Origin of the sequence: Xenorhabdus santafensis (assembly GCF_033949405.1) — a bacterium.
In the GTDB taxonomy this organism is placed as follows: domain Bacteria; phylum Pseudomonadota; class Gammaproteobacteria; order Enterobacterales; family Enterobacteriaceae; genus Xenorhabdus; species Xenorhabdus santafensis.
In genome coordinates this window covers 1-10,839 of sequence record NZ_VCDN01000124.1, presented here as the reverse complement: position 1 = coordinate 10,839, position 10,839 = coordinate 1, and the positions used below count along the sequence as shown (strand labels likewise).

Here is a 10,839-nt window from a genome sequence, read left to right as displayed (position 1 = left end):
CCCCTTAGTTAAATGGATATAACGAGCCCCTCCTAAGGGCTAATTGTAGGTTCGATTCCTGCAGGGGGCGCCAGAATCAAGTTACTGCACGTTACCTCTCATGACCACACCACCCAGAACTCCTTATTTTAACTAGAATTAGTGTTACTCCGCGTTACCCTACATAACTTGACTGCACCAATAAAATGTGGGCATATTTGTGGGCATCAATTTAAATGCCCACTTAGGATGCCCACATGTTAACGATAAAGCAAATTGAGTCAGCTAAACCTAAAGACAAAGCCTATCGCCTTGCTGACGGAGGGGGGTTATTTCTTTTTATTTCGAAAACAGGGAGCAAAATTTGGCGCTTTAGATACCGTAAGGATGGGAAAGAGCAAACTCATGTTATTGGTACTTACCCAGAAGTTCCACTGGTTACGGCTCGATTAAAGCATGCTGAGGCTAAGTCTGTCCTTGCTAATGGTGGAAACCTTATACCTATAACACCAAAACAGAAAAAAAATGAAACTCTAGATACGTTCTCATCTATTTATCACGAGTGGTATCAATTCAAAAAAGCTGTCTGGGCTGATAAATACGCGAAAGAACTACAGAGTATGTTCCGGAACGATATTCTGCCAATGATTGGTCAAATGACAATGGAAGAGATAGAACCGATGGTTCTACTCAAAGTGATTCGCCAGTTCGAAAAGCGCGGAGCGATGGAAAGAGCAAGTAAGGCTCGGCGCAGGTGTGGAGAAGTGTTCAGGTATGCGATAGTAACAGGAAGAGCGAAGTATAACCCCGCTCCAGATCTGGCTGATGCTATGACTGGATATAAAAAGAAACACTACCCATTCCTAACAATAGACCAAATACCATCCTTTAATCAGGCATTATCTTCATATTCTGGTAGCATTATCTCAAAAATAGCTACTCAGGTTTTGCAGTATACAGCGCTCCGCACTAAAGAGCTGCGTAGTCTCATATGGAGCAATATCGATTTTGATAACAAGCTGATCACTATCGCTCCTGAGGTAATGAAAAACCGGAAATTGCATGTAGTACCAATGTCAGATCAGGTGATTAAATTACTCAAAGCTCTCCATCCAATAACCTCTCATATTTCCGATTTTGTTTTCGCTGGCAGAAATGACAGGAAAAAATCAATTAGCGAAAATGCCGTTCTGTTGGTAATAAGGCAAATTGGCTATGATGGAATTGCTAGTGGGCATGGATTCCGGCACCAATTCAGCACCATCCTCAATGAACATGGATTTAGCCACGACTTAATTGAACGTCAATTAGCACATGTTGATCGTAATAGCATCCGTGGAATATACAACCACGCCCAATATCTTGATAATCGCCGTCAGATGATGCAATGGTTCGCTGATTATATTGATGAAATATCAGGAATAAAATGGTAGTCATTTAACCTAGTTAAACTTCTATCGCTATAGGGTGAATTCCTACCCTTTTACATACGGGATAGTTCCGCATCTATCTGTGTGATGGTATCCTACTCCATTGGTGGAGCTATGATTTTTAATCAAAAAGATATATGATGACAAAAAACATATCCAACAAAGAGTACAGAAATGATTTTCGTTTTATTAAAGGTAATTAATTTTGTTGTTTTCTTTTTGTTATTTTCAATAGTCAGTTATTTTTTTATCTTAGATAGGAAATTAAAAAAAACAATAGTATCATCACTATTAGTTTCAATTGTTTTTATTTTGGTTGAAATTTCCTCCCCCGTATTACTTTACTGTTTTTTATATCTTTCTGAATTTTTTTATAATGTCGTGCATTAATTGCACGACATTTATACTGCTATTGCTTATAAATTAGTGGTTTGATTTTATTATCATATACATTTTTATCCACTTCAATGTTTACAGGTTCTTGCCATTTCCCTGTTATATCAAATGGAGTTCCGTTTGGATTCCACTCTCTCCCAATGATATCCTTCATATCATAGGGATCTGTAAAATTATCATAAAGGTTATAATTTATTACACCAGATAAATTATATCCACTTCCGTTGGGCTGTACTTTAATATCAGTTAACTCACCACTGATAGTCGCACCACCTATCGCCCATAATGGATCATTCATATGTCTGGACTCAGAACCAATAGCATAATGATTTTTAAAATCAACTCGCTCACCATTTTTAATTTGTGAAATAAAACGAGAGTGAATACTAGACCCACTTTCTTTTTTAAACGCTCCCGGTGTTTTTACCAAATTGCTAATTTTGTCTTGCACACCTATTCTGCCCAAGGTTATTCCTGTGCCTGAGTTTCCTCTATAATGATTAAACAATCCAATAGAACTCATGCTATCATTTGCCTCTACCGCGGGAGAAAGGGTAGAAAGGAAAGTGCCTCGCATCTGACTAAACCGCTGAATATATAATTTTTTTACTTTCCCCATATCTCCGCGAAAATAAGCATCCACTAGTTCATTCATTCGTTTTTCCATAAAGCTATGTCCTTTCTTCCACGGACAGTCCTTTTCCCCGCACATAGTACAAACATCAAGTTCTAATAACTTCAAATAATCAAAATTTTTGTTATACATAACATCCCTTAATTAAATTAACTCTATATTGTTTATGTTTAAAATCCCATAAAACGAGATTTAATTATTATTCGAAATAGCATTTAATCGAATGACACTATTTTATTTTCATTTCTCTTTTATTAATATCGATGCGGTTTGTATGAGCTTTATTACAATTGCTAATCATTTATAATTAATTGGCGTTTATTTACACTGTTGTATTTGCCTTGTGAATTAAAACAAGTTGAATTAATGTAAGCGCCTCTACTACTAACTCGAATCTTGCGCCTCTTGCCCCACATTCCACACCGAATCCTCTGGCATCTGCACACGGACATCCAAGCGACATCCTTCGGGAATATCACAGGGTTCACCATCCGCATAATAGACCTTTTCACCGTCCACGATGGCTTTTATCCGCCAGTTCTGAAAGCGTTTCGGCAAATGACTGTGCTGACGATGGTACGTCTCAATCGTGATGTTGCCGTCCTTTTCCACCCGGTTATCAATGTAGATAAGTTCAAGCCCGTTGTTGTTCTTCGGGGGAAGAGATATCGCCGTGTACGCCTCATCAGCGTTATAGCCCTCTTCCTCTACACCGGAGGCATTCAGCAGAGACACAAAGATGACAATAAATGCGTACAATAACCACTTCATAGCATCTCAAACGCTTTTTCAAACGTCGCCTCAGAATAGGGTTGCTTGCCGTTCTTGTGGTAATTGATTAACAACTTCATCAGCGCCCGAATGCCATATTCAGCCGTTTCAAACCGGCAGAACCGCTTTTCTATCTTTTCATCATGCGGCAATTGACCTTGCCACTTATTAGCCGGATTATGGTCAATGTTGCCGGGGTTGTTATTGCGCATACCTCTGCTCATGCTTATCCCCCAAACGTTTGTTGATAGCCCGAATAGCGAAGCCGCGTATCTTCTCAACACCAATAAAACAGATAGCACCGCCGATAGCCGGGGCAAAACTGCCCGGAATACCAAACATCTCCAAGCCACTGGATACACTCCATGACAGGGCACCGCACAGTAAGGCTTCGACCCAGCGGTTCTTGCGTTCCACGCCGTCATAAATCAGGCGACTATAACAAATCAAGATTGCCAAAATAGAACCGGATATCTGCGGCCACGAATGTTTCAGGCCACTTATAAGGTCGGCCCACAAATCAGGGTTTTCTTTCATTTTCATATTCCACCCCATCAGAACAATGGGCGTCCGTGGGGTGAGAGAGCCGTCCCTGTGAGTTAATGATTAGTGAGATGTCGTTATGGGAATTCCGATATCGAATGAGTTTCAATTAATTAGGAATGCCAGCCGCAATGCATGTATACGGATGTAATGAGAGTGATTGCGGTGGCAAATACAGAAAAGGCCGCACAGGCGACCTTTGTATAGTTGGCTGATTTAATTCAGCCGGACTGCCCTGCGCTAACATAGAGAATGCTACAGATATTTAGTTGTTCACAACAACCAAATGTGTGACACTTAAGCCAAATACCACATTTGTTGAATAAGGACATTTATGTCTCAGGATGCTCAAAACCCATTTAAGAAAAAATCGTTTAGATTTATCTTTACCGGAGGAATGTTACTGGTTATCGCGGGCATACGATGGATTGATCAACCTCATGCAGTCATCTATAACGTGGTCGAAACCTTGCTGGCCGTTGGCTTAATCGCTTTTGGCGCAAAGTTAAGCAAAGACGAAAAGAAAAAATAATGTTATTCCCTCTGATGCAAGGGCCTTAGAAAGCAAAAAGCCCCGTGAGTACGAGGCTTCTTTACAAAGCAAATTCATTCTATTCAGCTAACTTTTTTGCTTTTTCTTCAGTCACTTCATGATTGATACCAAACAAAAAAGCACAAACCACACCTACAATGTAACCGACAATTTTACTATTCAGTAACTTTGACCATATACTCATCTTTAACCTCTTACGTCTTTTTGTAAGCATGTTGATGTTGAAGTAGTTATGATTCTTAACACAATAGCAGTAGTTTCACGATTGTAAAACCATTTTTTAAATAACTGCATACTTGCAGCAAACCTGCACTCATTGTCATTGCTTGCAACTGGATACATTTATCCATTCCAGACAAGATATCTATTATAAATCAATAGCATTGATATCAATTTGTCAGTAATTTATGCAACCCTGATGCACCATATCCAAAATAAATACCTTTTGCAAAGATAACCACTTGAATTTATTAAAAAATATTACTTATTAATAACTTAAGGAAACAAAAAGTATGACATTTTTCCATCAAATAATAAAAATATCATGTTATTACAGCCTGTTTTTAGTTATAGTTTCAACATCATAAACTATAAAAATTGTTTTATTTCAAGTAACTTAATATGAAAATAGCTATATTGCGCCGAAATGGGCTTGGTGATCTTGTTTGCACTCAACCATTAATAAAATTTTTACAAAAAGAATATCCGGACGCTGAAATTAATTTATTTATTAATCCTGATAATATTGAACTTGCCCATCATTTAACCCCTGACATAAAAATAAATATCATTCCCAAAGGGAATAAATATTTATCTACTTTAAAAACTGCACTAAAATTTCGCCAAGAAAAATTTGATATGGCTATTTCAGCTAAACCAACTCCAATGAAACTAAATAATTTATTTTTATGGTTATTGGGAGCTAAAAAACGTTACGCTGTTGTTTCAGATAATCAATGGCATTCTAAATTAATTAACCACCCAGTAAGTAAAGAGCAAGTTAATGGCCATCATCAGGCATTAAAAGTATTACGTATATTTTCACCTGCCGAAACAGAGTTATCACCATCTTTTTTCCCATATATTACTCTTAATAAGACCAATAATAGCATTAATTTTCCTACCATTTTATTTTCTGTTTCTAATAATAGAAAAAACAGCCTGATAAATAATGAAAAATTGAATTTAATAGCACAGAAAACCCGTGCCCGTTATCCAAATGCAGAGTTTATTATTTCATCACTCAATAAGGACATTCTTTTAGCTGAAGATTTAAAATCACGCATAGGGAATAATTGTAAGGTTGTTATATCTTCTTCTTTAGGCGAATTTTTAACTTTATTGAATGATACGACATTGATTGTTGTTGGTGATGGCGGGATATGCCATTTAGCGGCCGCATTGCAAAAAAAACTTGTCGCACTTTATGGCATAACAAAACCTGAAAACTGGGCACCTTTAGCCGATAAGGATAACTGTATTACTTTATACGACCCTGAAAATGTCAATAATATTGATTTAGATAAAGTATGTGAGTCTATTTTTTCTTTACTTGAAAAAAGCAACATTGATTAAATGAGGTAAAAGCTCCCTTTCGGAGAAGGGGGGGTTACCCAAAAATGATATTTATTAAAAAATATGTGATCTATTTGGCAATATATGAATTTTTATTAATAGTGAATAGAAAAATATTTCTTGAATAAGCATGAACTTTAGCAACATAATCTCCATTCAAAGAGATCTATGTTCCATGGAAAACTAATCTCTTGAGGATAAGGTATTTTACCTGAATGCGGGTCTTAAACATCAGATAGCGAAATCTGGTATGAGTCAAACATTAAATTCTCAATCTGAATTATTAGATAATCCTTGTATAAGCTGTGGCGCTTGTTGTGCATACTTTCGTGTTTCATTTTATTGGGCAGAAGCTGAAGATGGCGGTGGTACAGTTCCTGTCTCCATGACTGAAAAATTAAATGATTTTATGCGGTGTATGAAAGGCACAAATGAGCCACGCCCGCGTTGCATAAATTTATGTGGTGAAATCGGTAACTCTGTTTCTTGTTCTATCTACCATAACAGGCCCTCACCTTGCAGAGACTTTTCCCAAGCCTGGGAAGCCAACGAGTATAATGAGAATTGTGATCGTGCCAGAGCAGCTCACGGCCTGCCTCCCCTGCCAAAACCCCAGACATAACTGATAATTCATTCAGTGGAAATTCGTTAGTTTCATCACAGAATATTAACTTTTGTGTATCTATAGTTAACAATTGTAAAAAATTATTACAGCAGAATAAGTTATCGCTGTGCAATTTATGAACTCTTTCATGAAATTATCAGGATGAAAAAGAATGTCTGCTCATATCCCTACAGACTATACCCCACAAAATTGCCAATCTTTGCCACACTACCTTGCTAAAAAATTACCGGAAACTATTTCACTTGGAGGCTTGCCTGAAAGCTGGCAAGTACAGGAGGTGGGTGATGGAAACCTCAATTTGGTGTTTATTGTTTCAGGAAAGGAAAAAACAATTGTCGTCAAGCAAGCTCTGCCCTATGTGAGGGCCGCAGGTGAATCTTGGCCACTTTCTCTTACCCGTTCATATTTTGAATATAATGCCTTGCTTGAAGAGAATAAAATCGCCGGAGAGTATGTTCCGGATGTCTATTTTTATGATGAAGATATCTCGCTTTTTGCCATGGAGTATTTATCTGATCATATAATCCTGCGCAAACAGTTAATTGCCGGAAAAAAGATCCCTGGTCTTGCCGAAAATATTGGGGTTTTTCTAGCCAAAACGTTATTTCATACCTCCGATATTGGAATGAGTGGCAAGGAGAAAAAAGAGCTCCTCGCTCTTTTCGCCAATAACCATGAACTTTGCAAAATTACCGAAGATCTTATTTTCACTGAGCCCTATTTTAATGCGGAAAGGAATAACTGGACCTCTCCCCAACTTGACGATGAAGTCTGCGCCATTTGGCAAGACAGAGCGTTAATTCAAACAGCCATGCAGTATAAATATCAATTTATGACACATGCACAATCGTTACTGCACGGCGATCTCCATTCCGGCTCCATTATGGTGGCATCAAGTTCCGTAAAAGTAATTGATCCTGAATTCAGCTTTATGGGGCCAATGGCATTTGATATTGGTAATTACATCGGTAATTTGTTAATGGCCTATTTTGCCCAACCTGCTTTACGGGAAAATAGTACGCAATGCACTGACTATCAGACATGGCTTTTGGAACAAATCGAAACAACATGGTCGGTCTTTGAGCGTGAATTCCGCCAATTGTGGAATGAAAAAGAGAGCGGTGATGCCTACCCAACTGAGCTTTATCAACAAGGCGTGTTCGATTCATCGTTTCTGAAAGCAGCACAGGATGAATTTTTGTCCACCTTGTTTCAGGATACTCTCGCTTATGCCGGATTTGAAATCAATCGACGCATTATTGGTTTTGCCGGTGTTGCTGATTTCCAACAAATTGAAGACCAAAATCAGCGCGCAGCTTGCCAGAAAAGTGCATTGAAGTTAGCGCGGGAATTGATCGTTAATCGAGAAAATTACCCTAATTTTTCTCTGATTAAACGCTATATCGCACAATGTTAAGAGGCTGAAATGAAAATTAATGGTATCCATTACCGTTCTGTTTGGCTGGCTGATGATGGTCATACCATCGAAATTTTCGATCAGACCAGACTTCCTTTCGAAGTACAGATTATTCAACTGCGGACAATGCAAAATGTCGCTACTGCCATCAAAGAAATGTGGGTTCGGGGAGCGCCCTTGATTGGGGCGGTTGCCGCATATGGAATGGCTTTGGCTATGCGTCAGGACAATAATGATGAAAATCTACAGCACGCTTACGCTACTTTGATTAAAACTCGGCCTACCGCCATTAATCTTAAATGGGCACTGGATAGATCATACCGGGCATTGGAAAATACCGAATATTCATTGCGTGAAGCTATCGCTTATCGTATCGCCAGTGAAATCGCAGATGAAGATGTCGAGTTGTGCCGCAGAATAGGTGAACATGGTTTAAACATCATACAACAGGTGGCAACAAAAAAACCCGCAGGAGAACCTGTCAATATTTTGACTCATTGCAATGCAGGCTGGCTTGCAACTGTCGATTGGGGAACTGCGCTGGCCCCGATTTATATGGCACATGATGCCGGGATCAATGTTCATGTCTGGGTTGATGAAACTCGTCCACGCAATCAGGGAGGATTGACGGCTTTCGAATTAGGTTCACACGGTGTACCACATACTTTAATTGCTGATAATGCGGGTGGCCATTTGATGCAGCACGGCAAAGTCGATCTCTGTATTGTCGGCACAGATCGCACCACCGCCAGAGGTGATGTGTGCAATAAAATCGGCACTTATCTCAAGGCATTGGCGGCTAAGGCCAATCAGGTGCCTTTTTATGTTGCCCTGCCTTCACCAACACTGGATTTTACTGTTTGGGATGGCGTGAAAGAAATTCCTATCGAGGAGCGTGCAGAGGAAGAACAATCCCATGTATATGGGATCAATCCTGAAGGTATCCGAAGTTGGGTCAATACCGCGCCCCAAAGAACAGCCTGCGGAAATTATGCCTTTGATGTTACACCTGCTGAGTTTATTAGCGGATTGATTACAGAACGCGGAGTTTGTGAAGCCAGTGCAGAGGGGCTGCAAATGCTTTTTCCTGATTTGTGCAAACAACAATCGTAATTGCCATGCAAGGTGACAATCATGAATAGAGAGCAAATCGCTCAAGAGATTATTGATACTTGTCTCAAAATGAATGCACTTGGATTGAATCAGGGAACTTCCGGTAATATAAGTGCCCGTTATCAGGATGGTTTTTTGATTACGCCCAGCGGGGTTCCTTATGACAAGCTGACATCTGGGCAGATTGTGCATGTGAGTGATAAAGGAGAGTATGACGCTGGCAAAGTGCCTTCAAGCGAATGGCATTTCCATCTGTCTTGCTATCAAGCCCGCCCTGAACTCAATGCTGTTGTCCACAATCATGCCGTTAACGCAACAGCCGTTTCAATTCTTAATCATGCAATTCCTGCCATCCACTATATGATTGCCGTGACGGGTACCGATCACGTTCCCTGCATTCCTTATGCTACTTTCGGCACTTCTGAACTGGCTGATAGTGTAAAAACAGGGATCAAGCACAGCAAAGCGCTCTTGATGCAGCATCATGGCATGATTGCCATGGAAGCCAATCTGGAAAAAGCACTGTGGCTGGCCAATGAGATTGAAATTTTGGCGCAACTTTATTTAAAGGTGCTTCCAGTCATGGAAAAAGTGCCTGTTCTTTCTCAAACAGAGATGCAACGAGTTTTAGAAAAATTCAAGAGTTACGGATTAAAGACTAAATAAGCAGGAAAACCTAACATGAGAGAGCATAACCTTATTTATCATAAGGAATGCTCTCTATTTTAGAGAAATAACGTATATATTTACATCAGAAAAGGTTTTTTCTGCTAGTGAGAATCATTAGTTTTATTCATATTGTGCCATCTTGCAGAAAACTACATATATTTAGTTAAGGTGAAGTATTGTCGACAGGTAGTTATCTATGTTTTCATTGGCTTATTGCATTTCAGATGATTGAACAATAAATAATCTTTACCTTTTAAATGAATGAGTGATTAAATAGGACAGAGTCAATGAGATTAGAAACGATAAGTAACGATGGATTGTTTTCTGGTAAAAAAGTAATTGTTATTCACGGCTATACTGCTTCTCCTGCCTCACATTGGTTTCCTTGGTTAAAAGAAGTTCTTACCGAACAAGGTGCAGAGGTAAAAATACCAGAACTGCCTGAATCATCCGCTCCCAATCCTGACGCTTGGGCTAAGACATTCATGGATATAGCTTCCGATATCGATGAAAACACAATTATTATTGGTCATAGCCTTGGCTGTATCACAACATTGCGGCATTTGGAGGCAATCCGCACGGAAGCTCTGCGTATTGGCGGATATATTTGGGTTGCAGGATGTGGCTCGGCACAAGAAACATTGCCAGAATTAGATGCTTTCTTCACTAATGAGCCGTTGGATTATATTTATTTGCGTGGTTTGACAGAAAATCGTGTTTCTATCATCTCAGCCAATGATGAAATTGTTTCCCCGCAATCTTCCTATGATTTGGCCCATGCGTTGCAAACAGAAATTATCACAATTGATAATGGCGGGCATTTTCTTGATAGAGATGGTTTCACTCGCCTGTTGCCCGTTTATGATGCACTCGTGGCGATGGTGTCAAAATAGATCTCGCGGCAAATAGATCGTGCCAAAATACATAGATAATACTTTTCAATTATCCAGTTTCTTATTCTTGATCTGGATAATTGAATATTCGAGTACATCTCCCGATAACGAAGCCATAAGAAAAGCAATTTATTGTTTGATAATTATTTCGAATGATTGATTTAAAAACAGTCAGATTAACTTAAGAAGTTACGGGAAGGGAATATAAAGAGAGATTTAGATGAAGTGGTGGGCGATACCA

The 10,839-nt window shown here is 39.1% G+C and carries 13 protein-coding genes; 8 read left to right on the top strand and 5 right to left on the bottom strand.

The annotated features are described in order from the left end of the window. Positions 1-236: 236 nt before the first annotated feature. A complete protein-coding gene (locus FE392_RS18940; RefSeq protein ID WP_319931705.1) occupies positions 237-1,412 on the top strand; it encodes a tyrosine-type recombinase/integrase in 1,176 nt (391 codons plus the stop codon). A 406-nt stretch (positions 1,413-1,818) separates the two neighbouring features. Here the strand turns inward: FE392_RS18940 and FE392_RS18935 are convergent, their stop codons facing one another. From FE392_RS18935 to FE392_RS18920, 4 genes are all read right to left on the bottom strand, one after another. Beyond that, positions 1,819-2,571, bottom strand: coding sequence for a hypothetical protein (locus FE392_RS18935; RefSeq protein WP_319931704.1), 753 nt, complete (start codon positions 2,569-2,571; stop codon positions 1,819-1,821). 252 nt (positions 2,572-2,823) lie between these two features. After that, positions 2,824-3,210 (bottom strand): phage tail fiber protein, encoded by a 387-nt coding sequence (locus FE392_RS18930; protein ID WP_319931703.1) that lies wholly within the window; start codon positions 3,208-3,210, stop codon positions 2,824-2,826. Then, positions 3,207-3,434, bottom strand: a complete 228-nt coding sequence (locus FE392_RS18925) for a hypothetical protein (protein WP_319931702.1) — start codon at positions 3,432-3,434, stop codon at positions 3,207-3,209. Before FE392_RS18925 ends, FE392_RS18930 begins: the two co-directional genes overlap by 4 nt. Beyond that, positions 3,412-3,747: a phage holin, lambda family gene (locus FE392_RS18920; protein WP_319931706.1), complete on the bottom strand. Its 336-nt coding sequence runs from the start codon at positions 3,745-3,747 to the stop codon at positions 3,412-3,414. Before FE392_RS18920 ends, FE392_RS18925 begins: the two co-directional genes overlap by 23 nt. A gap of 340 nt (positions 3,748-4,087) precedes the next feature. Here FE392_RS18920 and FE392_RS18915 point away from each other — a divergent pair, with 340 nt between their 5' ends. Beyond that, entirely contained in the window at positions 4,088-4,285 is a 198-nt protein-coding gene (locus tag FE392_RS18915; protein ID WP_319931701.1) for a hypothetical protein, read from the top strand. A gap of 79 nt (positions 4,286-4,364) precedes the next feature. Here FE392_RS18915 and FE392_RS18910 read toward each other — a convergent pair whose 3' ends face one another. After that, positions 4,365-4,490, bottom strand: a complete 126-nt coding sequence (locus FE392_RS18910) for a hypothetical protein (RefSeq protein ID WP_319931700.1) — start codon at positions 4,488-4,490, stop codon at positions 4,365-4,367. A 437-nt stretch (positions 4,491-4,927) separates the two neighbouring features. Between FE392_RS18910 and FE392_RS18905 the strand changes: the two genes are divergently transcribed. The 6 genes from FE392_RS18905 (at position 4,928) to FE392_RS18880 (ending at position 10,598) form a co-directional block, all read left to right on the top strand. Then, positions 4,928-5,881, top strand: a complete 954-nt coding sequence (locus FE392_RS18905) for a glycosyltransferase family 9 protein (RefSeq protein ID WP_319931699.1) — start codon at positions 4,928-4,930, stop codon at positions 5,879-5,881. Positions 5,882-6,131: 250 nt separating this feature from the next. Continuing rightward, the gene (locus tag FE392_RS18900; RefSeq protein ID WP_319931698.1) at positions 6,132-6,503 is read left to right on the top strand and encodes a YkgJ family cysteine cluster protein; all 372 of its coding nucleotides are present in this window, start codon (positions 6,132-6,134) and stop codon (positions 6,501-6,503) included. Between the two features lie 154 nt (positions 6,504-6,657). Next, the gene (gene mtnK / locus FE392_RS18895) at positions 6,658-7,923 is read left to right on the top strand and encodes an S-methyl-5-thioribose kinase (RefSeq protein ID WP_319931697.1); all 1,266 of its coding nucleotides are present in this window, start codon (positions 6,658-6,660) and stop codon (positions 7,921-7,923) included. A 9-nt stretch (positions 7,924-7,932) separates the two neighbouring features. Beyond that, positions 7,933-9,036 carry an S-methyl-5-thioribose-1-phosphate isomerase gene (mtnA, locus tag FE392_RS18890; RefSeq protein WP_319931696.1) on the top strand — a complete coding sequence of 368 codons (1,104 nt, stop codon included), beginning with the start codon at positions 7,933-7,935 and terminating at the stop codon, positions 9,034-9,036. Between the two features lie 21 nt (positions 9,037-9,057). Further along, on the top strand, positions 9,058-9,702 hold the full coding sequence (locus tag FE392_RS18885; protein ID WP_319931695.1) for an L-fuculose-phosphate aldolase: 645 nt from the start codon (positions 9,058-9,060) through the stop codon (positions 9,700-9,702). A 290-nt stretch (positions 9,703-9,992) separates the two neighbouring features. After that, positions 9,993-10,598, top strand: coding sequence for an RBBP9/YdeN family alpha/beta hydrolase (locus tag FE392_RS18880; protein WP_319931694.1), 606 nt, complete (start codon positions 9,993-9,995; stop codon positions 10,596-10,598). The last annotated feature ends 241 nt before the right edge of the window (positions 10,599-10,839 follow it).

Coding starts and splice junctions, on each gene's coding strand:
- FE392_RS18940 (WP_319931705.1), top strand. CDS start 237: ATGTTAACGATAAAGCAAATTGAGTCAGCTAAACCTAAAGACAAAGCC.
- FE392_RS18935 (WP_319931704.1), bottom strand. CDS start 2,571: ATGTATAACAAAAATTTTGATTATTTGAAGTTATTAGAACTTGATGTT.
- FE392_RS18930 (WP_319931703.1), bottom strand. CDS start 3,210: ATGAAGTGGTTATTGTACGCATTTATTGTCATCTTTGTGTCTCTGCTG.
- FE392_RS18925 (WP_319931702.1), bottom strand. CDS start 3,434: ATGAGCAGAGGTATGCGCAATAACAACCCCGGCAACATTGACCATAAT.
- FE392_RS18920 (WP_319931706.1), bottom strand. CDS start 3,747: ATGAAAGAAAACCCTGATTTGTGGGCCGACCTTATAAGTGGCCTGAAA.
- FE392_RS18915 (WP_319931701.1), top strand. CDS start 4,088: ATGTCTCAGGATGCTCAAAACCCATTTAAGAAAAAATCGTTTAGATTT.
- FE392_RS18910 (WP_319931700.1), bottom strand. CDS start 4,490: ATGAGTATATGGTCAAAGTTACTGAATAGTAAAATTGTCGGTTACATT.
- FE392_RS18905 (WP_319931699.1), top strand. CDS start 4,928: ATGAAAATAGCTATATTGCGCCGAAATGGGCTTGGTGATCTTGTTTGC.
- FE392_RS18900 (WP_319931698.1), top strand. CDS start 6,132: ATGAGTCAAACATTAAATTCTCAATCTGAATTATTAGATAATCCTTGT.
- mtnK (WP_319931697.1), top strand. CDS start 6,658: ATGTCTGCTCATATCCCTACAGACTATACCCCACAAAATTGCCAATCT.
- mtnA (WP_319931696.1), top strand. CDS start 7,933: ATGAAAATTAATGGTATCCATTACCGTTCTGTTTGGCTGGCTGATGAT.
- FE392_RS18885 (WP_319931695.1), top strand. CDS start 9,058: ATGAATAGAGAGCAAATCGCTCAAGAGATTATTGATACTTGTCTCAAA.
- FE392_RS18880 (WP_319931694.1), top strand. CDS start 9,993: ATGAGATTAGAAACGATAAGTAACGATGGATTGTTTTCTGGTAAAAAA.